17 protein-coding genes are annotated in these 21,746 nt (G+C 73.0%); 8 read left to right on the top strand and 9 right to left on the bottom strand.

Going from position 1 to position 21,746, the window contains the following annotated elements:
• The first annotated feature begins 42 nt into the window (after positions 1-42).
• Together ACWEVN_RS19775 and ACWEVN_RS19770 are read left to right on the top strand one after the other, a co-directional pair.
• Complete coding sequence (locus ACWEVN_RS19775; RefSeq protein WP_449686164.1) at positions 43-1,206, top strand: acyl-CoA dehydrogenase family protein; 1,164 nt, start codon at positions 43-45, stop codon at positions 1,204-1,206.
• Positions 1,207-1,214: 8 nt separating this feature from the next.
• Positions 1,215-2,240: an acyl-CoA dehydrogenase family protein gene (locus tag ACWEVN_RS19770; protein ID WP_452052200.1), complete on the top strand. Its 1,026-nt coding sequence runs from the start codon at positions 1,215-1,217 to the stop codon at positions 2,238-2,240.
• On the opposite strand, the gene ACWEVN_RS19765 is transcribed toward ACWEVN_RS19770, so the two are convergent.
• The 4 genes from ACWEVN_RS19765 to ACWEVN_RS19750 all read right to left on the bottom strand — a co-directional run bounded on the left by ACWEVN_RS19765 (position 2,237) and on the right by ACWEVN_RS19750 (position 8,683).
• Positions 2,237-3,370, bottom strand: a complete 1,134-nt coding sequence (locus tag ACWEVN_RS19765; protein WP_452052199.1) for a serine hydrolase domain-containing protein — start codon at positions 3,368-3,370, stop codon at positions 2,237-2,239. The two genes, ACWEVN_RS19770 and ACWEVN_RS19765, sit on opposite strands and share 4 nt — an antisense overlap.
• 2 nt (positions 3,371-3,372) lie before the next feature.
• A complete protein-coding gene (locus ACWEVN_RS19760; protein WP_452052198.1) occupies positions 3,373-6,054 on the bottom strand; it encodes a bifunctional acetate--CoA ligase family protein/GNAT family N-acetyltransferase in 2,682 nt (893 codons plus the stop codon).
• Between the two features lie 3 nt (positions 6,055-6,057).
• Positions 6,058-7,227 carry an acetoin utilization protein AcuC gene (locus ACWEVN_RS19755; protein ID WP_452052197.1) on the bottom strand — a complete coding sequence of 390 codons (1,170 nt, stop codon included), beginning with the start codon at positions 7,225-7,227 and terminating at the stop codon, positions 6,058-6,060.
• A 610-nt stretch (positions 7,228-7,837) separates the two neighbouring features.
• On the bottom strand, positions 7,838-8,683 hold the full coding sequence (locus ACWEVN_RS19750; RefSeq protein ID WP_452052196.1) for a sulfurtransferase: 846 nt from the start codon (positions 8,681-8,683) through the stop codon (positions 7,838-7,840).
• A gap of 215 nt (positions 8,684-8,898) precedes the next feature.
• Here ACWEVN_RS19750 and ACWEVN_RS19745 point away from each other — a divergent pair, with 215 nt between their 5' ends.
• The 3 genes from ACWEVN_RS19745 (at position 8,899) to galE (ending at position 11,876) form a co-directional block, all read left to right on the top strand.
• Positions 8,899-9,615 (top strand): metal-dependent transcriptional regulator, encoded by a 717-nt coding sequence (locus tag ACWEVN_RS19745; protein ID WP_086838114.1) that lies wholly within the window; start codon positions 8,899-8,901, stop codon positions 9,613-9,615.
• The gene (gene galK / locus ACWEVN_RS19740; RefSeq protein ID WP_452052195.1) at positions 9,612-10,796 is read left to right on the top strand and encodes a galactokinase; all 1,185 of its coding nucleotides are present in this window, start codon (positions 9,612-9,614) and stop codon (positions 10,794-10,796) included. Before ACWEVN_RS19745 ends, galK begins: the two co-directional genes overlap by 4 nt.
• A gap of 99 nt (positions 10,797-10,895) precedes the next feature.
• Positions 10,896-11,876, top strand: a complete 981-nt coding sequence (gene galE, locus ACWEVN_RS19735) for a UDP-glucose 4-epimerase GalE (RefSeq protein WP_449677204.1) — start codon at positions 10,896-10,898, stop codon at positions 11,874-11,876.
• A gap of 287 nt (positions 11,877-12,163) precedes the next feature.
• On the opposite strand, the gene ACWEVN_RS19730 is transcribed toward galE, so the two are convergent.
• A complete protein-coding gene (locus ACWEVN_RS19730; protein ID WP_452052194.1) occupies positions 12,164-13,207 on the bottom strand; it encodes a DUF4192 domain-containing protein in 1,044 nt (347 codons plus the stop codon).
• A 174-nt stretch (positions 13,208-13,381) separates the two neighbouring features.
• Positions 13,382-14,236: a M23 family metallopeptidase gene (locus tag ACWEVN_RS19725; RefSeq protein ID WP_449686173.1), complete on the bottom strand. Its 855-nt coding sequence runs from the start codon at positions 14,234-14,236 to the stop codon at positions 13,382-13,384.
• Between the two features lie 97 nt (positions 14,237-14,333).
• Here ACWEVN_RS19725 and ACWEVN_RS19720 point away from each other — a divergent pair, with 97 nt between their 5' ends.
• Positions 14,334-15,446, top strand: a complete 1,113-nt coding sequence (locus ACWEVN_RS19720; protein ID WP_452052193.1) for a sensor histidine kinase — start codon at positions 14,334-14,336, stop codon at positions 15,444-15,446.
• The gene (locus ACWEVN_RS19715) at positions 15,443-16,084 is read left to right on the top strand and encodes a response regulator (RefSeq protein WP_452052210.1); all 642 of its coding nucleotides are present in this window, start codon (positions 15,443-15,445) and stop codon (positions 16,082-16,084) included. Before ACWEVN_RS19720 ends, ACWEVN_RS19715 begins: the two co-directional genes overlap by 4 nt.
• A 4-nt stretch (positions 16,085-16,088) precedes the next feature.
• On the opposite strand, the gene ACWEVN_RS19710 is transcribed toward ACWEVN_RS19715, so the two are convergent.
• The 3 genes from ACWEVN_RS19710 to ACWEVN_RS19700 are packed head-to-tail and all read right to left on the bottom strand — an operon-like array spanning position 16,089 to position 20,005.
• Positions 16,089-17,486 carry an FAD-binding oxidoreductase gene (locus tag ACWEVN_RS19710; protein WP_452052192.1) on the bottom strand — a complete coding sequence of 466 codons (1,398 nt, stop codon included), beginning with the start codon at positions 17,484-17,486 and terminating at the stop codon, positions 16,089-16,091.
• Between the two features lie 57 nt (positions 17,487-17,543).
• Entirely contained in the window at positions 17,544-18,209 is a 666-nt protein-coding gene (locus tag ACWEVN_RS19705) for a YdcF family protein (RefSeq protein ID WP_449686176.1), read from the bottom strand.
• Positions 18,209-20,005 carry a Xaa-Pro dipeptidyl-peptidase gene (locus tag ACWEVN_RS19700; protein ID WP_452052191.1) on the bottom strand — a complete coding sequence of 599 codons (1,797 nt, stop codon included), beginning with the start codon at positions 20,003-20,005 and terminating at the stop codon, positions 18,209-18,211. Before ACWEVN_RS19700 ends, ACWEVN_RS19705 begins: the two co-directional genes overlap by 1 nt.
• A gap of 84 nt (positions 20,006-20,089) precedes the next feature.
• On the opposite strand from ACWEVN_RS19700, the gene ACWEVN_RS19695 reads away from it, so the two are divergent.
• Positions 20,090-21,649 carry a DUF4139 domain-containing protein gene (locus tag ACWEVN_RS19695; RefSeq protein ID WP_452052190.1) on the top strand — a complete coding sequence of 520 codons (1,560 nt, stop codon included), beginning with the start codon at positions 20,090-20,092 and terminating at the stop codon, positions 21,647-21,649.
• Positions 21,650-21,746 lie beyond the last annotated feature (97 nt).

The raw sequence follows: 21,746 nt of genomic DNA, 5'->3' as shown, positions 1-21,746 counted from the left end.
AACTAGAACAGGTTCTAGTGTAACGCCGGATCGAGGTGACAGGTGCGGATCGACTACACGCCGGAGCAGCAGGCCCTGGCGGCCGAGCTTCGGGAGTACTTCGCCGAGCTGATGACGCCCGAACGGCGGGCCGGCCTCCGCTCGGGCGGCGGCGAGTACGGCGATGGCGTGGCGTACAAGGAGATCGTGCGGCAGCTGGGCAAGGACGGCTGGCTCGCGCTGGGCTGGCCGCCCGAGTACGGCGGGCAGGGCCGGTCGATGCTCGACCAGCTGATCTTCACCGACGAAGCGGCCGTCGCCGGGGTGCCGGTGCCGTTCCTGACGGTGAACACCGTGGGCCCGACGATCATGCGCTACGGCACCGAAGAACAGAAGGCGTTCTACCTGCCGAAGATCGCCGCGGGCGAGCTGCACTTCTCGATCGGCTACTCCGAGCCGGAGGCCGGCACCGACCTGGCGTCGCTGCGGACGCGCGCCGAGCGCGACGGCGACGAGTACGTCGTCACCGGCCAGAAGATGTGGACGAGCCTGATCGAGTACGCCGACTACGTCTGGCTCGCGGTCCGGACCGATCCGTCCGCGAAGAAGCACCGCGGGCTGTCGATGCTCATCGTGCCGACGTCCGCGGAAGGCTTCTCGTGGACCAAGGTCCACACGGTCGCCGGCGCCGGGACGAGCGCGACCTACTACGACGGCGTGCGCGTGCCCGTGTCGGCGCGCGTCGCCGAGGAGAACGCGGGCTGGCCGCTGATCACCAACCAGCTCAACCACGAGCGCGTCGCGCTGACGTCGTCGGCGCCGATCCGCAAGGCGCTGGCCGACGTCCTGGAGTGGGCGAAGGAGACCGGCGCCATCGAGCAGGAGTGGGTGCGGCTGCACCTGGCGCGGGTGCACGCGGGCGCGGAGTACCTGAAGCTGCGGAACTGGCGGATCGCCTGGGCGGCCGCGGCCAGCGAGCTCGGCCCGGCCGAGGCGTCGGCGACGAAGGTGTTCGGCACGGAGTTCGCGATCGAGGCCTACCGGCTGCTGATGGAGGTGCTCGGCGCGGCCGCCGTCGTCCGCGAAGGCTCGCCGGGGGCGCAGCTGGCCGGGCGGATCGAGCGGCTGCACCGGTCGGCGCTGATCCTCACCTTCGGCGGCGGCACCAACGAGATCCAGCGGGACATGATCGCCGCGACCGCCCTCGGCCTGCCCGTCACGCGCTAGGAGCACCCATGGACTTCACCCCTTCCGAGGCGTCGGCCGACCTCGCGGCGCTGACCCGGCGGCTGCTGGCCGACAAGGCCACCCACGACCCGCACGGCACCGGCGGCTTCGACACCGTTTCGTGGACGGCGCTCGGCCAGGCCGGCGTGCTGGACGCGGCGCTGCCGTCGTCGCTGGGCGGCGGCGGGTTCGGGCTGCCGGAGCAGTGCGCGGTGCTGACCGAGATCGGCCGCGCGGTGGCGGCGGTCCCGTACCTGTCGTCGATCACGATGGCGGCGTCGGCGCTGGCCGGGTTCGGCACGCCCGAACTGGTGGACCGCTGGGTGCTGCCGGTGCTGCGCGGCGAGCGCGTCCTGGCGGTGGCGCTGTCCGGCTTCACGGCGTCGGACGGCCGGGTGTCCGGCGCGCAGACGGCGGTGCCGTTCGGCGCGTTCGCGCACGGGTTCCTGGTCGCCGCCTCGGACGAGGTCTTCCTGGTCGACGCAGCCACGTCCGGCGTGACAGTGCAGCCGCAGCGGACGACCGACCACGCGGACGCCGCGCTTCTGGAGCTGTCCGACGTGCCCGGGGTGCCGCTCGGCGACATCGGCGAGTGGCTGCGCCTGCGCGGGACGGTCGGGGTGTGCGCACAGCAGCTCGGCGTCGTCGAGCGCGCGTTGGAACTGACCGCGGCATACGCGGCCGAACGGAAGCAGTTCGAACACGTCATCGGCGGCTTCCAGGCAGTCCGCCAGCGGCTGGCGGACGCGTACCTGGACGTGGAAGCGGTCCGCCTGACGACGCTGCAGGCGGCCTGGCAGCTGACGTCGGACGTCCCGGCCGCCGCGGAAGCGGTGGCGACGGCGAAGTTCTGGGCGGCGGAGGCGGGCCACCGGGTGGCGCACACGGCGGTGCACGTCCACGGCGGCGTCGGCATCGACGTCGACCACGTGGTCCACCGGTACTTCGCGGCGGCGAAACGCCTGGAGTTCCAGCTCGGGGCGGCCACCCAGCAGCTCCTGGCGCTGGGCGAGCGGCTCGCGGACCGCGGCTAGCTCGCCGCGTAGGTCCAGAACTCCTTCATCAGCGGAGTGGGCTCGGGGCTGGTCAGCTCGACCTGGGTGAGCAGCACCGAGACCGTGCCCGTCGCCGGGGTCAGGTGCAGGGCCGTGCCCGCGCCGCCGACCCAGCCGTAGCGGCCCGGGACCTCCCAGGGCTGCTTCGCGTCGACGTCCACCGATCCGCCGTAGCCCCAGCCCTGGCCGTGCAGGAACGGCCGGGCCGCGTCCCGCTGGGCCGGGGTCAGGTGGTCGGTCGTCATCCGGTGGACCGACTCCGGCCTCAGCAGGCGGTGGCCGCTCGCGGTGCCCTCGTCACGGAGGAACTTCGCGAAGGCCAGCAGGTCTTCGGCCGTCGAGACGAGCCCGACGGCCCCGGACGGGAACGGCGGCGGCGCGCTCCAGCGGCCCTCCGGCGAGTCGATCAGCCGCAGTCCTTCCTCGCCGCGGCGGTAGGCGCTGGTGAACCGGCCGAGTGCCGGGGTCGGCACGGTGAATCCGGTGTCGGCCATGCCGAGCGGCTCGAACAGCCGCTCGGCCAGGAACTCCGGCAGCGGACGGCCGGCGACCCGCGCGATCAGCACGCCCTGCAGGTCCGAGCCGGTGTCGTAGAGCCACGCCTGCCCCGGCTGGTGCAGCAGCGGCACCTGCGCGAGCGCCGCCAGCCACTCGTCCGGCGACAGCGCCCGCGGCGACGCGGCCGGGTGGCCCAGGACCTGGAGCAGCAGCTCGACGGCGGGTTGCGTCATGTCTCCGGTGAGGCCGTACCCGCCGCGGAAGGTGAGCAGGTCGGCCACGGTGATCGGGCGGACGGCCGGGACGACGTCGTCGATGGGGCTGTCCGGCGTCCGGACGACCACGGGAGAGGCCAGCTCCGGCAGCCACCGCGCGATCGGGTCGTCCAGGGCCAGCTCGCCGTCGTCGACGAGCAGCAGGACCGCCGCGGCGGTGACCGGCTTGGTCAGCGACGCGATGCGGAAGAGCGAGTCCCGGGCCATCGGCACGGTGCCCTCGGCGTCGGCCGAGCCCACGGCCGCGGCTTCGACCTGGTCGCCGCGGGCGACGAGCGCCACCGCGCCCGGCAGGTCGCCGGCGTGCCGGGTCAGCAGCTCGGACAGCGCAGTCATGGTCAGTCCTGGGGGTTGATCGCGCGCAGCCGGCGCGGGCCGGTGTCGGGCCGGGACGGCGGGGCGCCCAGCACCAGGCGGGCGTTGGCGACGAAGGCGCCGTCCGGCGAGGCCAGGATCGGGTCCAGCACCAGCGACCGCACCTCGGGGTTGTCCTCGGCCAGGGCGGCCACGCGCAGCACCATGTCCTGCAGCGCGGCGAGGTCGGCCGGCTCGTCGCCGCGGTAGCCGGTGAGCAGCGGCGCCGTCCGCGGCTCGCGCAGGAGCGTCGCGGCGTCGACGTCGGTGAGCGGCACGGCCCGGTAGGCGCGGTCGCCGAGCAGCGTGCTGACCAGGCCGGACAGCCCGAACGAGACGAGCGTGCCGAACGACGGGTCGTCCTGCAGCCCGATCACGCACGACAGGCCCTTGGGCGCCATCCGCTGGACGTACACCTCGTCGTCGCCGGAGACCTCGCGCAACGTCTCGTAGGCGGTGCGCACCGAGTCTTCGGAGGCCAGGTCGAGCCGGACACCGGCCAGGTCGGGCCGGCCGCGCAGCCGTTCGTCGACCGCCTTGAGCGTCACCGGGTAGCCGAGCTCGCCCGCCGCCGCCACCGCTTCGTCCACAGTGGACACGATGCGGAACGGCACGACGTCGATGCCGTAGCAGTCCAGCAGCCGCACGACTTCGGCGTCCGAAAGCAGCGTCGTCTTGCCGCTGTCGGCCTCGAGGAGCTCGCGCACGATGCCCTGCGCCTGCTCGGTGTGGATGCCTTGGGGCCGGATCAACGTGCCCTGCGGGCGTTGCCGCCACGCCGCGTACCGCACGACCCGGGCGAGGGCGTTCACCGCGCGTTCGGGGCTCGGGTACGACGGGATCGAGCCCCGCGTCGGCACGCCGTCGCGGGACAGCACGGCGAGTTCGTCCGGCACGCCTTCGGCGGCGAGGAACGTCGAGACGATCGGCTTCCGCTGCCCCAGTTCGACGACGGTTTCGCGCAGGGCGCGCGCGTACGCGGTGCCGGGGATGGCGATCGGCGGCGCGAACACGACGACGAGCGCGTCGGTCTCCGGCGAGGTGAGGGCCTCGCGGACGGCCGTGGCGAACTCCTCCGGCGGCGCCTGCGGGCCGACGTCCACCGGGTCCGTGGCGAGCCGCAGGCCCTGCATCCGCGCGGTGTCGGCGGCCAGGAGCCCGATCGCGCTGGAGTTGCCGACGATGGCGACCCGCGGCCCGGCGGGCAGCGGCTGGTGGGCGAAGACGAGCGCGGTGTCGAACAGCTGCGCCAGCGACTCCACCCGGACGACCCCGGCCTGCTCGAACAGCGTCTGGACGCTGGCCTCGTCGATCTCGGTCGACGTCGCCGCGAGCTGCGGCCGGACCGCGTGCCGCCCGGACTTGACCGCGACGATCGGCTTCGTCCGGGCGAGCCGCCGGGCCAGCCGCGCGAACTTGCGCGGGTTGCCGAAGGACTCGAGGTACAGCAGCACGAGGTCGGTGTCCGGGTCGGTTTCCCAGTACTGGAGCAGGTCGTTGCCGGAGACGTCGGCGCGGTTGCCGGCCGAGACGAACGTCGACAGGCCGAGGCCGCGCGCTTCGGCGTCGGCGAGGATCGCGGTGCCCAGGGCGCCGGACTGGCAGAAGAAGCCGGTGCGCCCGCGGCCGGGCAACCGCGGCGCGAGCGTGGCGTTCAGCCGGATGCCGGGTGCGGTGTTGAGCACGCCGAGCGCGTTCGGGCCGACCACGCGCATGCCGTGCGCCCGCGCCTCGCCGACCAGCCGCAGCTCGGCGTGCAGGCCGTGCGGCCCGGCTTCGGCGAACCCGCTGGACAGGATCAGCAGCGTCTTCACGCCCTTGGCCAGGCAAGCGTCCAAAACGGACTCGACGGCCTCGGCGGGCACCGCGACGACGGCCAGGTCGACCGGGTCCGGGATGTCCAGCACGGACGGGTACGCGCGGACGCCGCGGACCGAGCGGTGCTCGGCGTTGACCGGGTAGACGGTGCCGGTGAACGCGGCGACCAGGAGGTTCGCGAAGGCGACGTGCCCGACCTTGTTCGGTTCGGTGGACGCGCCGATCACGGCCACAGACGTCGGGTGCAGCAGGTTGTGCACGCTGCGGGCCTCGGCGGCCTGCTCCCGGGACCGCGCGACGGCGAGGGACTCCTCGGTCGCGTCGATGTCGAACTCCAGGTGCAGGACGCCTTCCTCGAATTCGCGGCTGACCTGGTACCCGGCGTCGCGGAAGACCCGCACCATGGCGGAGTTCTCGGCGAGCACCTCGGCGACGAACCGGCGCAGCCCGCATTCGGACGCGGCCGCGGCGAGGTGTTCGAGCAGGATCGAGCCGAGCCCGCGGCCCTGGTGGGCGTCGCTGACGACGAAGGCGACCTCCGCCGACGGCCCGTGGTCGAGCCGTTCGTACCGCCCGACGGCGACGATGTCGTCGCCCAGGAAGGCGGCGAACGCCACCCGGTCGTGGTGGTCGACGGTCGAAAAGCGCTTCAGGTCCTTTTCGGGGATCCGCGGGTAGGCGCCGAAGTAGCGGAAGTAGCGGGTGCGTTCGGAGAGCTTCGCGTGGAAGGCGACGAGGCCGTCGGCGTCGGAGGGCACGACCGGCCGCAGGTGGACGGTGCCGCCGTCGGACAGCACGACGTCGGCCTCCCAGTCGCGGGGGTAGTCGAAGGGATCCCGTCCGGCCATCGGTCAGTCCCTGGGGTCGTCCGGATCGAGGCCGTGCAAAGGGAAGACGGCCCGGCGCGTGTCCCGGACGGCGATGTCGACCGGGTCGTCCTCGCCGTCCCCCCACGGCTTGAACTGCGTGTCGCGGTCGTCGGACATGGTCTGCGGCAGTTCGGCGTGCGGGGCGGCCTTGGTGACGGTCTCCCGCCAGCCGGGCGGCAGCGGCGTCGCGGGATCGACGTCCCGGTCGAGGACGGTGGCGATCAGGTGCGTCCAGGACCGCGGGACGACCCGGATCAGCTGGTAGCCACCCCCGCCGACGGCGATCCACTTGCCGCCGGCGTAGGTCTCGGCGAGGTCCCGGAGGGTGGCGTAGATGGTCCGGTGCCCGTCGACGGATAGGGAGAGATCGGCGAGGGGGTCTTCCTCGTGGGAGTCGACGCCGCACTGGGTGAAGAGCAGCTGCGGTTCGAAGTCGGCGAGGAGGGAGGGAACGACGGCGTGGAAGGCCCGCAGCCAGCCGGGATCTCTGGTGCGTGGCGGCAGCGGGACGTTGACGGAGGTGCCGTCGGCCTTCCCCCGGCCGGTCTCGGCGGAGTAGCCGGTGCCGGGCCAGAGCGTGAAGGGGTGCTGGTGCATGGAGATGGTGAGGACGCGCGGGTCGTCGTAGAAGGCGGCCTGGACGCCATCGCCGTGGTGGACGTCGGTGTCGATGTAGGCGATGCGCTCGAAGCCGTGGTCGAGCAGCCACGAGATGGCGACGGCACAGTCGTTGTAGACGCAGAACCCGGCGGCCTGGTCCCGCATGGCGTGGTGCAGCCCCCCGGCGATGTTGACGGCCCGCGTGGCTTCCCCTTCGGCAACCTTCCGCGCGGCGAGCAGCGTCGACCCGACGACGAGGGCGGAGGCATCGTGCATGTCGGAGAAGACGGGGTTGTCGGAGGTCCCGAGCCCATGCCCGACATCCCACCCGACCAGAGGAGCCTCCCGCACGGCGGCGAGGTATTCGGGGGCGTGGATCCGCAGGAGTTCCTCGTCCCCGGCCCCGGTGGGGACGAGCAGTTCGACGTCCTGGAGCACGCCGAGCTCGGTGGCCAGCCGGACGGTGAGCTCCAGCCGCACGGGATTGAACGGGTGATCCCCACCCAGGTCATAACCCAGCAGGGCCCGATCCCAGACAACGGCCGGCGACATGCGGTCGACTCTAGTGCGGATCGCGGGGCTGCGTGGAGTGGACGGGGCTCGCGGGGTGGGCGGGTGGGCTCGTGGTGGGGGCTCGGGGTGGGTGGGCGGCGGTGGCCGGTTCCCGCTGGGGTGCGGGGTCGCTGCCCGGCGGGGCAGGACGGCCCGGCGGCGGGCCGTCGCCTGGGTTGGGTAGGCGCTGGCCGGCTCGGCGCGAGTGGTCGGGATCGGCCAGGCCGCCCCGCGCGGCGGGACCGCCGGGCGAGCGCACCCCCGGCGGAGTTCGGGTCACTCGGCTCGGTGAGCGACCGCGCCTCGCTCCGAGTATCGGCGCAAACACGGCTCGGCTCGGAGGATGCCCTCGCCGGACTGCGACCGCCAATCGACCTGGCGCCGGGGTGGCTGAGCCGGAGAAGGGTGCCCGCCGCCGGACGGAGGCCGCCACCTGGCTCGGAAGGATTCCCGGCGGCAGGTCGCGGCCGCCGCTTGGCTCGGAGCCGGGCGGCTCGCCCAGGGAGGGGCCGCCGCTGGCGATGGCCCTGCGCTCAGCACAGATTCAGGGGCTCAGCCTGGGAGAGGGCCGCCGCCGGGCGATGGGCGGTGCTCGGCCCTGACCCGGGGCTCAGCCGGGGAGGGGGCCTGTTGCTGCTGGGCGGGCCGGGTCCCGGGACCAGTGGGACCACGAGCCCGCATACAGGCCCGCTCGTGGGTGGCCCGCCAGCTCCAAAGCCAAGACCACCGAGCTGGCCGTCACCCCTGAGCCGCAATACGCGGCTACCGGCTCTCCCGGGCGGAGGCCCAGGCCTGCGAACCTCTCCGCCAGCTCGGCCGGGGGGCGCCAGCGGCCGTCTTCGCCCACGTGGGCGGCGAAGGGGGCGTTCACCGCGCCCGGGATGTGGCCTGCTCGGGGGTCCACCGGCTCCGTCTCGCCCGTGTACCTCGGTTCTGCGCGGGCGTCCAGCAGGAGGCCGTCGCGGGCCAGGGCTGCTGCCTCGTCCGCGTCCAGGACCGGCATGGCTCCCGGGCGGACCGTCAGGTCGCCCGGCTCCGGGGTCGCCTCCTCCGTGCTCACCGGGTGCCCCTCGGCCGTCCACGCCGCGTAACCGCCGTCCAGGACCGCCACCTCTTCGTGGCCCGCCCAGCGCAGGAGCCACCAGGCCCTCGCCGCCACCGAGCCGTCCGCGTCGTCGTACGCCACCACCGGGACGCCCTCCCTGATCCCGGCCGCGCGCAAGTCCCGCTGCAGGTCCGCCGGGTCGGGCAGGGGGTGCCTGCCGCCCTCGCCCGGCTTGCCCGCCAATACTCTGTCGAGGTCGGTGAACACCGCTCCGGGTACGTGGCCCTCTCGGTAGGAGTCGGCGCCGGGCGGGCCGGCGAGCCGCCAGCGGACGTCGAGGACCACGGGGCGGTCCCCGGCCGGGCCGGCCAGCGCGGCGGCCAGTTCGGTGGTGCTGATCAGCGGACGCATGCCTCCCATCTTCCAGCGACCGCCCACCCGGCCGCGCCGGGGTGGCGGACATCTCCCCCACCGGCGCGTCCGCACCGATCCGGCCGGGAACAGGCCGTCCACCGCCCGGCACGTGACCAGTGCCGGGGCGTCCCCGGCCGCGACCGTGGCCGGATCGGTGACCATCGGCGCGGTAGCCCCGAGGGCCGCCGCCGCTGCCGGGGTCAACGACTACGATGAGCAACGCGGACGAAGGGGACAGCGTGAACGATCTCATCGACACCACCGAGATGTACTTGCGTACCATTTACGAGCTCGAAGAAGAAGGTGTCGTTCCGCTGCGCGCCCGCATCGCCGAGCGCCTGCAGCAGAGCGGCCCGACCGTGAGCCAGACCGTCGCCCGGATGGAGCGCGACGGGCTGGTCGTGGTCGCCGACGACCGGCACCTGCAGCTGACCGACCACGGCCGGGAACTGGCCATCGCCGTCATGCGCAAGCACCGCCTCGCCGAGCGCCTCCTCGTCGACGTGATCGGGCTCGAGTGGGAGCACGTGCACAACGAGGCGTGCCGGTGGGAGCACGTGATGAGCGAGGCCGTCGAGCGCAAGCTGGTCAAGCTGCTCGACCACCCGACCACCTCCCCCTACGGCAACCCGATCCCCGGCCTCGACAAGCTGGGCGACGGCGAACCGGCGCCGCCCGCCGAGGCCGACCTGGTCCGGCTCGACGAGTTCGCCCGCACCGGTGGCGGCCGCGTCGAGATCCGGCGCATCGCCGAGCACGTCCAGCTGGACGAGTCGCTGATGACCGAGCTCAAGTCCGTCGGCATCGTGCCCGGTGGCACGGTCACCGTCGGCAAGGCCAACGGCGGCACCATCGAGGTCACCGGCGGGGACACCACCGCCCAGGTCGCCAGCTCCGCGCTGCACGCCGTGCTGGCGCAGGCTCGATGAGCCCCGCTTCGGAGGCCGTGGCCGCGTTCCGCACGGTCCACGGCAAGGCGCCGGCCGGCGTCTGGTCGGCGCCCGGCCGCGTCAACCTGATCGGCGAGCACACCGACTACAACGACGGCTTCGTGTTGCCGTTCGCCCTGCCGCACCGGCTGGCCGTGGCGGCGTCACCCCGCGAGGACGGCATCCTGTCCGTGGCCACGCTGGGCGACGACGGCCAGCTCCAGCGCTCCGGCGAGCTCAAGATCGCCGACCTGGCGCCGGGCTCCGTCGACGGGTGGGCCGCGTACCCCGCGGGCGTCGCCTGGGTGCTGCGCGACCAGGGGTTCGCGAACGGGGCCGACCTGGTCATCGCCGGGGACGTGCCGTCGGGGGCGGGCCTGTCCTCCTCCCACGCGCTCGAGTGCGCGGTGTCGCTGGCGCTGCTCGGACTGGCCGGCATCGAGGTCGACGGCAGCCGGGACGACGTCCCGGCGCGGCCCGAGATCGCGCGGTGGGTGCAGCGGTCGGAGAACGACTTCGTCGGCGCGCCCACCGGCCTGCTCGACCAGACGGCATCGCTCTGCTGCACCGAGTCGCACGTGCTGTTCCTCGACGTCCGGTCGGGTGAGCAGGAGCAGGTGCCGTTCGACCTCGCCGAGGCCGGGCTGCAGGTGCTGATCATGGACACCCGCACCAAGCACTCGCACGCCGAAGGCGGCTACGGCGAGCGCCGCCGCGGCACCGAACGCGCGGCCGAGCTGCTCGGGGTGAAGGCGCTGCGCGACGTCACCGTCGAAGGCCTCTCCGACGCCCTCGACCGGCTGCCGGAGGACCTGGCGCCGCTGGTGCGGCACGTCGTCACCGAGAACCAGCGGGTGCTCGAGACGGTCGAGCTGCTGCGCGCCGGGCGGCTGGCCGACATCGGGCCGTACCTGGACGCCTCGCACGTCAGCATGCGCGACGACTACCGGATCTCCACGGCCGAGCTGGACCTCGCGGTCGACTCGGCCCGGGCGGCCGGTGCGCTCGGCTCGCGGATGACCGGCGGCGGCTTCGGCGGCTCGGCGATCGCGCTGGTCCGCGACGCCGACCTGGACCGGGTCAAGGAGGCCGTCGAGGCGGCCTACGAAAAGGCCGGCTACCGGCGGCCGCGGATGTTCACGGCGGTGCCCTCGCGCGGCGCCGGCCGCGACGAGCTCTGACACCGCGCGGGTCCGCCCGGGGCAACCCCCGCGCGGACCCGCGCGTCGGGCAGGGGGAAGACTGTGGCGCACAGTCACCCTCGGCAGGAAGGCCTGGATGTGTCGGAGCAGAGCAACGCCCTGAAGCTGGTCGTGACGGGCGGAGCCGGGTACGTCGGAAGTGTCTGCGCCGCCCGGCTGGTCGAAGCGGGGCACCAGGTCACGGTCGTCGACGACCTGTCCACCGGGCACGCCGACGCCGTCCACCCGGACGCGCGGTTCATCGAAGGCGACGCCGCCGAGGTGGCGGGCAGCCTGCTGCGCGAGGGCTTCGACGGCGTGCTGCACTTCGCGGCGAAGTCGCTGGTCGGCGAGTCGATGACGGAGCCGGCGAAGTATTGGGAAGGCAACGTCGTCACGTCGCTGCGGCTGCTCGAGGCCATGCAGGAGCACGGCACGCCGCGGCTGGTGTTCTCCTCGACGGCGGCGACCTACGGCGAGCCGGAGCAGTCGCCGATCCCGGAGACGGCGCCGACCCGGCCGACCAACACCTACGGCGCCACGAAGCTCGCCATCGACGCCGCGATCACCAGCTTCGCCGTCGCGCACGGCTTGGCGGCGGTGAGCCTGCGGTACTTCAACGTTGCGGGGGCGTACGGCGCCTTCGGCGAGCGCCACACCACGGAAACCCATCTGATTCCTCTCGTTCTGCAGGTCGCTTCGGGCGACCGCGAGCGCATCCAGATCTACGGCGACGACTACCCGACGCCGGACCACACGGCGGTGCGCGACTACATCCACGTGGTGGACCTCGCGGACGCGCACCTGCTGGCGCTGAAGCACGCCACCGCGGGCGAGCACCGCATCTACAACCTGGGCAACGGCACCGGGTTCTCCGTTCTCGAGGTGATCGAGGCCTGCCGGGCGGTGACCGGCCACCCGGTGCCGGCCGCGGTGGCTCCGCGGCGGGCGGGCGACCCGTCGGTGCTCGTGGCGGCCAGCGACCGGGCGCGCGAGGAACTGGGGTGGAAGCCGGAGCGGACCGAGCTCGCCGGGATCGTCCGGGACGCTTGGGAATTCACCCAGGCTCGGCGGGGCTGATGACCTCGGCGGGCTGGGGCTTTGCGCCCCGGCCCGCGGAGGTGGTGGGTCGAAACGCTGCGCTCGGCTCCGGAGCTGGCTGGCCTGCGGACTTCGGCAGGTGAGGAGCTGGGCTGGCAGCCGCAGCGGACCGAATTGGCCGGGATCGTCCGGGACGCTTAGGAGTTCACCCAGACTCGGCGGGGCTGGTGACGGCATGGCGGCCTCAGCCGACTGCTCGGCCCGCCAGCTCCCACAGCCATCCGGCCGGGGATCCACAGAGGACGGCTCGCCGAGCCGGAGGGGACTCATGCCGCCTGGTCCAGGTCGAAGTCTGCCGGCTCCAGGCCGAAGCCAACCAATGGGCCGGCCGCCGCTGTCGCCAGGCCGCGGATTACCTCCGGTGGTGTTCCGGTGTCCAGGACCCTTCTCAGCAGGGATGCCAGGAGGTGGCCGGGTGCTGCCTCCAGGGCGTTGTCCAGGGCCATGCCCGCGAAGGTTCCGTCGCCGCGGAGGTAGGCCGTGAACCCCAGCAACGCCGCCGGCTCTGCTCGGTGCGGGGGTGGGATTTCGCGGACCAACGTCAGCCAGACGCGCTCCGCCTCCCGGGCCGATGCGTCGCCCGCGGGTACCGCCATCGCCAAGCACATGTCGCGGATTTCGGGCCGCTCCAACGCTCTTGCCAGCTGGACTGCTTCCTCGTCCGTTGGTGGGCCTTCGTTCCGGCGCTGCCGCAGGAACGCCTCCCGGACCACCGTGGCCGCGTCATCGACGGTTGTTTCGTCCGGAAATGCCAAGCGGGACAAGCGATCCGCGCGGCGAGCGAGAGCCTCGGGCGACCTCGGGGCCAGCAGCTCCTCGAGCTCCTCGCGGCTGTCGAACGCCACCGTGCCGCGCTCGGTTGCGGCCGCCGCCACGACCGTTGCGCTCGGGTCCGGCAATTCGCCAACACATCCTTCCGTGCGGTAGCACGCCCAGGGTGCGCCCTTGGTGATTTCGGGCGCCCACAGGGCGTGCAGCACCGGGAGGCCGCACTCCCCCAGCACCCGCTCCAGTTCGTCGAGGAAATCCTGGTGCGGCGGCGGCTTTCCGGGTCTTCGCTCGCCGCCGACGATCACCAGTGTCACGCCGATGTGGTGGCCCGCGGCGAACGCCGGGACCATCGCCTGTGCCTGGTGGGCCTGATGTTCCGGGCGGGGCAGGTCACCGCGCAGCACCAGGCCCGGGCGGTTGCCCGGGTGCCGGTGGCCGAGCAGGACTACGGATTCCTCGGGGCGGAAGCCGATCAGGTACGGGAGCGCGGCCAGCAGCTGCGCGGGATCGCGGAGGTCGGCCGGCGTGGTTGTGGTCATGCCTCCACGATGCGGCAGAACCGGTCCGGACGGGGCGGCGGCGGGAAATCTGTGGATGGCCGGGGCCGATGTGGACGGAATTCGCCCGGCCGCGGCCGGGTGGGCCGTTCCTGTCGGTGGGGCGGGCTATGCTGCCCGGCCCCACCGGCCGAACGGGGTCCGGAATCCCGGACGTCAGTCGCAGTGCTCGAACCCGCTCTCGTAGGTGTTGGCGCCCACCGAGCCACCCCACTTCACGCAGGTCGAGTCGGCGGTCTTCTTCACCGGCCCGGCGTAGTAGGTGAAGCTGCCGGAATCGGTCACCCGGGCCGAACCCTGGACCTCGAGGAACGCCGAGACGGCGCTGGCCGTGCCGAGCGACGTGGCTTTCAGCGTGGTCACGCAGTTCGCCTTGGTGGAAGCGTTGTACAGCAGGTAGGCCGTGCCCGAGGAGTTGGCCAGCGCCTGCTGGTCCACCACGGAGAAGCCGTCGCCGCACACCTCTTCGGCCGAGTACGGGTTGCCGCCGCAGCCGTTCTTGCTCGTGAAGTTGGTGTGGCCGTAGTACGGCACCGCGACGCCGTTCAGCTTGGCCTTCTGCACCACGCCGTCCAGGCGCTCTTCGAAGTGCAGGTGCGGGCCGGTGACGCCGCCGGTCGCGCCCGCCTTGCCGATCTGCTTGCCGCCCACGACCGACTGCCCGACGGAGACCTCCTGGGCCGACAGGTGCGCGTAGCGGGTCTTCCAGCCGCCACCGTGGTCCAGCTCGATCCACTTGCCGTAGCTCGTGCCGCCTTCGTCGGCCACCCGGGTCACCGTGCCCGACGCCGAGGCGAGCACCGGCATGCCGGTGATGCCGTCCTTCTGGAAGTCGACCGAGTACGCCGGGCTGTGCCCGCTGAACGTCGCGGCCGTCACGGTGACGCCGCACTTGAACGGCACCTGGAAGTTCGGCGCGGCCGAGGCCGTCGTCTGACCGGCGAGGGAGAGGCCGAGCGCGGGCAGCGCCGCGGCGGCGGCGATCAGGGCGAGCCGTCGCAACTTGGACATGGGAGGAACCTCCTTGACAAACGGGACAACTTGACACCACGAAGGGAAGTCCCCGTCGGTACATTTTCCGTACAAGCACTCGCGGAGGACTGCCGAAATGACGACCCGACCAGGCGGATACCCCCGGGCCCAGCGCTGGGCGCGCTGGGCTCTCGTCGCCGTGCCGATGGTCGCCGCCATGCCCCGCGCGGACCTGCGGGCGTGGCTGCTGATCAGCGTCACCCTCGTGCTGTCGATCCCGCTGCTGTGGATCCACGACACCCGCGTCCCGCCGCTGGCGGCCGCCCTTCCGCTCGCCGTGATCGCCAGCACGGGCACGCTCTGGGTGCTGCTGCCGAGCAGCTGGGTGTCGGTGGCGATGTTCAGCACGACGTTCTTCGTGGTGCTGCGCCAGTCCACGGTCCCGATCGTGCTGGCGGTCGTGCTCGACGTCGCGGCGGTCACGGCCGGGGCGGCCCGGTACCACGTGTGGGAAGGCGCGCTGTCGACGTACGCGGTCCTCGCCGTGGTCGTGCTGATGGGCCTCAACCGGCGGGCCCGCCTCGCCCGCCTCGAACAGACCGAGCTGGCGCTGGCCCGCGCGCAGACCGCCAACGAGGAACACGCCCGCGCGGCCGCCCTCGCCGAACGCGCCCGCATCGCCCGCGAGCTGCACGACGTCCTGGCGCACTCCTTGGCCGGGCTCTCGCTGAACCTGCAGGGCGCGCGCCTGATGCTGGTGCGCGACGGCGCGAGCCCGGACGCGGTCGCCCAGATCGAACGCGCGCAGACCCTGGCCTCGGAAGGGCTCGCCGAAGCGCGCAAGGCCGTGGCCGCGTTGCGCGAGGACGCCGTCGGCGTGGAACGCGCGATCGCGGACCTCCTGGCCGCCTACCGGCTGGACAGCGGGGCCCGCGCGGACCTCGCGGTCGAAGGACGGCCGCGCGAGCTCGCTCCGGCCGTCGGTACCGCGCTGGTCCGCGCGGTGCAGGAAGCACTGGCCAACACGCGCAAGCACGCGCCGCAGGCCGAAGTGGACGTCACGCTCGGCTATGCCGACAAGTCCGTGGAGCTGACCGTGGCCGACCGGCAGGGCAGGCGGCCACCGGACGCGGCGGCGGCAGGCTACGGTTTGCGCGGGATGGGCGAACGGGTCGCGCTGCTCGACGGGCGCCTGGACAGCGGGCCGGGGGAGGACGGATGGCGGATTCACCTGACGGTGCCGGCGTGACGCTGCGCGTCGTGCTGGCCGACGACCAGGCGGTGGTCCGGGAAGGCCTGGTCACACTGCTCGGGCTGCTGCCCGGCGTCGAGGTGGTCGGCGCCGCCGCCGACGGACTGGCCGCGCTCGACCTCGTCGCCGCCCGCCACCCCGACGTCGTGCTGGTGGACCTGCGGATGCCGCGCTGCGACGGCGTCGAAACCACCGAACGGATCCGGGCCGAGCACCCCGGCACCGAGGTCGTCGTGCTCACCACGTATGCCGACGACGAGTCGCTGCTGGCTGCGCTGCGGGCCGGCGCCCGCGGGTTCCTGACCAAGGACGCCGACGCCGAGTCCATCGCGCGGGCCTTGCGCTCGGCCGCCGCCGGGCAGTCCACAGTGGACGGCGAGTTGCAGCGGCGGCTCGTCGAAGCCGCCGCCCGCAGCACCCCGCCGCGCGTCCGGGAGGTCGAGGGCCTGACCGCCCGCGAGATCGAGGTGCTGCGGCTGATCGCGGCGGGCCTGTCGAACACCGAGATCGCCCGCACGCTGGTGGTGAGCGAGGCGACCGTGAAGACCCACGTGAACCACCTGTTCGCCAAAGCCGGGCTGCGCGACCGCGCGCAGGCGGTCGCGTTCGCCTACCGGACGGGCATCGCCGGCTGAGCCGTCACGGCGCGGGCCGGATGTTCGCGTTGTGGTGGAACACGTTCCGCGGGTCGTAGGCCGCCTTGATCCGGGCCAGCCGCGCGTACTTCTCCGGGCCGTACGACGTCCGGACGCGGTCGGCTTCGTACTCGGCCATGAAGTTGACGTAGCCCGCCGAGTTGGACGAGACCGGCACCAGTGCTTCCCAGAACTCGCGCACCCACGCGCGGTCCACGGCGTACGGCTCCGGCTCGGCCGCGAGCGAGTCGATGTTGATCAGGATGCTTTCGCGCCGCGGGCCGCCGAAGGCCGTGGCGTCGTCGGCGACCTCCGTGAAGGCGCCCCGCATCGCGAAGATCGGCATGAGCGACAGCGGGGACGTCTTGCGCGGCAGGAAGTCCGCGATCACCTCGATGACTTCGTCGGTGAAACCGTCGGCGTAAGCGGCCTTCTCGTAGGCGAGGATGCCCCACGGCGCGGCGCCGTCGAGCATCCGCTGCAGTTCCACGTACGGGATCGGCGAGACGAACTCGAACAGCGGCGCCGGTCCGGACCGCGCTGCCGCGACCGCCTCGGCGTGCCGCTCCTCCCCCTCGAAGCCGGCGATCAGCACGGCGTAGCCCGGCCGGAAGTGGAACAGCTCCGGGACGAACGGCGCGGGCGGCGCGTTGAGCCCGGCCACCAGCACGCCCAGCTCGCCCGGCAACGTCCGGAGCAGCTCCCGGGCGTGGCGCAGCGCGGCCACGCCGTCGTCGAGGCCGTAGAAGAACAGTCCCAGGTGGACGATCGGCCCGATCGGGTGCAGCCGGAACTCGAACTCGGTGACGACGCCGAAGTTGCCGCCGCCTCCGCGCAGCGCCCAGAACAGGTCGGTGTGCTCCTCCGCCGACACGCGCAGGATCTCGCCGTCGGCCGTGACGAGCTGGGCCGAGAGCAGGTTGTCGCACGACATCCCGTGCTTGCCGGTGAGCCAGCCGAAGCCGCCGCCGAGGGTCAGCCCGCCGACGCCGGTGTGGCTGATCGTGCCGCCCGGGACCGCGAGCGCGTACTCCTGCGTGGCCGTGTCGAGCTGCGCCCACGTCGTCCCGCCGCCGCAGCGGGCGGTCCGGCCCTCCGGGTCGACGCTGATCGCGTCGAGCGAGCTCAGGTCGAGGCAGAGACCGCCGTCGACGACCGCCGCGCCGCCGTAGTTGTGCCCGCCGCCGCGCACCGAGACCTCGAGGCCGGCTTCACGCGCGTACGCGAGCGCTGCCGCCACGTCCGCGGGCCCGGCGGGCCGCACCACCACCGCGGGGCGGCGGTCGATCTCCCCGTTCCAGACCGACCGGGCGACGTCGTAGCCCAGTTCGCCGTCGGTCAGCACGGCGCCGGACAGCTGGGTGCGCAGGCTCTCCAAGGTGGGTTCGGCGGTCGAGGTCATGGCGGGTCCTCTCGCAGCGGACGGAACGCCGGTAAGTCGCCTGACCTGCGAAAATCGTTACAATGAGTGATCGTCACCGCGGAGGGTGACCAACCGCTGCGTGAACCCGGCCTCGACCAGCCGGCCGAACGCCCGCTCGACACCGGGCGGGACGCGCTGCGGGATCGCGAAGCCCCGCTCGGCGTACTCGGTGATCCGCTGGGTCTCGCCGACGAGCATGCCGATCACGCGCTCGGCGTCCTCTTCCCCGCTGACGTGGTCTTCGAACGAAGCCGCCTTCGACGCGCACACGACGTCGACGCCGGGCCAGAGCCGCTTGGCGGTCGCGTAGGCACGGCGCTGCTGGTACGGCCGCGTCACCAGGGTCACGGACCCGATCCCCCGGCCGGCCAGCAGCCGGCGGGTGAACACGATGTTCTCCCCGGTGTTGCGGGCCTCGGGTTCGACGAGGATCGCCTCGTCCGGCACGCCCAGCTCGAGGGCGATTTCGCGGTAGTGGACCGCTTCGCCACGCGGGAAGCGGTCCACCGTCGTCGGGGCGTTGGCGCCGGTGAACACGACCAGCGGGAAGCACCCGGCGTGGAACAGCTCCGCCGCGTGCACGGCCACGCCGGGATCACGGCTGCCGAGCCCGATCCCGGCGTCCGACCGCCGCGGCGCGTGCCGCAGGTCGTGGTAGTCCCACAACGTGCGGACGTCGGCCCGGACCTGCTCCGGCAGCATCAGCCGAACGCGGCCCGCAGCGCCGGCTTGCCGCCCGTGACCGGGAGGATGACCGACGTCTTCGTGAGGTCGAGCGCGAGCCCGGCGCCCGGCTTCGGCCGCAGCGTGTAGTCGTGGTCGCTGGAGGCGACCAGGACCTCCAGCCGGTGGCCCGCCGCGAGGATGTAGTCCTTCGGCATCAGGTCGACGCCGATCCGGTAGGTCTGTCCCGGCGTGATCGGCTCGGTGCGGGCCGGCGACGTGCGGTTCTGCGGGTCGGTCCAGCCGCGGCTGATCACGTGGGACGTGCCGTCGGGGGCGCGGTCGAGCAGGATCGCCGAGACGTTCGCCGCCGGCCGGTCGAACGCCAGCGCCAGGTCGGCGCGGGCCGTACCGGAGAGGCGGACGGCCTGCTTCGCCGCCGGAGTCGCGTACAGCAGCCGGTTGCCGGAGGAGGCGAGACCGGCGAGCTGCTCGATCGTCTTCGACGAGTCGTCGGCGAGGGTTTCCACGGCCGCCGTGCCCGGGACCGGGTTGCGCGTGTCGATCGTGCCCTTCGAACGGCCGCCCGGCCACGGGTACACGCGGACGTCGGCGGTGCCCGGCGCCGGCCAGTCGGCCTCGTCGGCCCACGACTTGTCTTCGCGCTGGATCGTCGCCTTCGGCTCGTTCTGGATGCCGTTGTCGATGCCGTAGAGGTAGTGGGACAGCCACTTGTTCAACGTCGCGAGCCAGACGTCGCGGCGCAGCGAGTAGGGGTCGGCGTGCCCGGACTGGTGCAGCCAGATCTTGTGCTCGACGCCGCGGGCCTTGAGCGCCTCGTACCAGGTCGCGACCTGGTCGGTCTTGACGTTCCAGTCGTTGAGGCCGTGCACCGCGAGCACCGACGCGCGCACCTTGCCGACGTCGTTGCGGTAGTTGCGGACGTCCCAGAACGGCGTGTAGTCGCCGGTGACCCGGTCCTGGTCGCGGGTCAGCCCGTCGATCACCGACCGGCAGGCCTGCCGGTCCGCGCGGGTGTAGACGTACTCGGCGAGCACGTCGGCGTCCTCGCCCTGGAACCCGCCGGCCGCGACGACCGCGCCGTCGTTGCGGTAGTAGTCGTACCAGCTGGAGATGGCCGCGATCGGCACGATCGTCTCGAGGCCCTGGACGCCGGTGCTCGCGACGGCGTTGGGCAGCGTCCCATTGTAGGAGACGCCCATCATGCCGGTCTTGCCCGTCGTCCAGTCCGCCTTCGCCGCGGCGCCGTTCGCGTCCTTCGCGCTCGTGCGGCCGTTGAGCCAGTCGACGACCGAACGGGCGCCGATCGTCTCGTTGACGTCACCGGTGGTCGGGCAGCCGGTGGAGAGCCCGCTGCCGAGCGATTCGCCGTAGACGACGGCGAACCCGCGCGCGGTGAAGTAGTCCTGGTAGCGCCAGGTGATCGGGGTGGCCGGGCCGACGCCGTGCGCGGCGACGCGCGGGCCTTCCGGGCCGCGGGCGTACCCGGGCGCGTAGAGCTCGACGTCGACGTTGTGGTTCGCGACGTCGTTGCCGCCGGCGTAGTACGGGCTGGCCTGGTAGACGACGGGGACCTTCAGGCCCTGCTGGGTCGCGCGCGGGCGCACGACCTGGGCGTGCACGAGGTCGTCGGCGCCGTCGTGGTCGCTGTCGACGGGCGCGGTGACCCAGACGTCCTCGCGGACGACGTCGGCCGGGTCGAACACCGGTTGCGCCTGGCCCCCGGTGAACACCGGGGCCGGTGGCGCGGCTTCGGCGATGCCCGCGGTCAGCGGGAGCGCGAGGACGGCGGCGAGCAGGACTGCGGCTTTCACTCAAACCCCCAAGCCGGGCGAAGCGGACGCCTGAAGACACTTCCGGTCCGCCCGCGGGGGTGTCAAGAGACTAACGTCGGAGGCATGCCGACCGTCGAAGCGCCGATCACCGCCGTGACCGTCTACCCGCAGCAGGCGCGGATCACCCGCCGGGGCAAGGCTCCGCTCGACGGCGGGCCGCGCCTCACCTTCGCCGGGCTGCCCCCGGCCCTCGACCCGGGCTCGGTGCGCGTCACCGGCACCGGGCCCGCGCTGATCACCGGCGTCGACGTGCGCACCGAGTGGCACGCCGAACCGGCCGACCCGGCGTTGCAGGAGCTCGTCGAGCAACGGCGGGCGGACCAGGCCACGCTCGACGGCGTCCTGGACGACGAAGCGGCCGAGACGATGAAGGTCGATCTGCTGACTTCGCTCGCGAAGCGCAGCGGCGGCAGCTTCGCGAAAGCCCTCGCGGCCGGCACCGCCGAACCTTCGCGCGTCGCGGAGGTGACGGACGCGCTGAGTGCGCGGCTGGCCTCGGCGTTGAAGGCGCGCCGGGTGCTGAGCGAGCGGATCGCCCGGCTGCGCGAGGACCTCGCCGCGCTCGACCGGCGGATCGAGGCGCAGGGCGCGCAGACCGGGCGGGACAGCACCTCGGTGACCGTGGAGCTGGAGATTTCGGACGCCACCGCGGAAGCCGAGCTGGAACTGTCCTATGTGGTCCCCGGCGCGAGCTGGGAACCGGGGTACGACATCCGGGTGCGCGGCACCGACGTCACCGTGGTCTCGTACGGGCTCGTCAGCCAGTACACCGGCGAGGACTGGCCGGAGTGCGAGCTGGCGCTGTCGACGGCCCGGCCCGCGGTGTCGGTGGTGGTGCCGGAACTCCAGCCGTGGTACCTGGATCGGGTCCGCCCGGTCCCGGCCGCACCCGCGGCGGCCTACGGCGCAGCGGGTGCCGCTCCCGAAGGCATGCGCAGGGATTTCGCCGCGTCCTCGGCGTCGCTGGCGTCCCTGGCGCCGAAACTCGCGTCGGTCGAGCAGGGCACGACCGCGGTCACCTACCGGCCTTCGCGGCCGGTCGCGGTGCCGTCCGGGGCTTCCGGCCACCGGACCACGCTGGCGCAGCTTTCGCTGACGGCGTCGCTCGGGTACATCACCGCGCCGGTGCTGGCGGAAGAGGCGTACTTGCGGGCGACGGTGGTGAATTCGTCGGAGCACGCCCTGCGGCCCGGCCGGGCTTCGGTGTTCCACGACGCGGAGTTCGTCGGGACGACCGTGCTCGAGCCGTGGGCGCCCGGGGAGGAACTGGAACTGGCGCTGGGGGTCGACGACCGGATCCGCATCGAGCGGGAACTGTTGCGGCGGACGGCGTCCAAGGCGACGCTGTCCGGGCAGAAGCGGCGCGAGGCGGAGTACCGCATTTCGGTCGGCAACTACGGCCCGCGTCCGGCGGTGGTGACGGTGCTGGACCAGGCGCCGGTTTCGCGGGACGACACGATCACGGTGAAGGACGTGAAGACGTCGCCGGAGCCGGTGGAGACGTCGGCACTCGGCGAATTCACGTGGCGGCTGACGCTGGGCCCGGGCGAGACGGGCAAGGTGACGCTCTCCTACCGCGTGGATGTCGCGAAGGGCGTGGAGCTTTCCGGCTGGCGCGAGTGAGGCGTCAAGCGCCCCAATGTGGCGTTGGTTGCGTCCAACGCACCGAACGCCACATTGGGTGCGTCAGACGCACCCAATGTGGCTTTGGGGCGCTTGG

This window comes from Amycolatopsis sp. NPDC003861, assembly GCF_053605405.1.
This window is presented reverse-complemented; position numbering and strand designations above follow the sequence as displayed.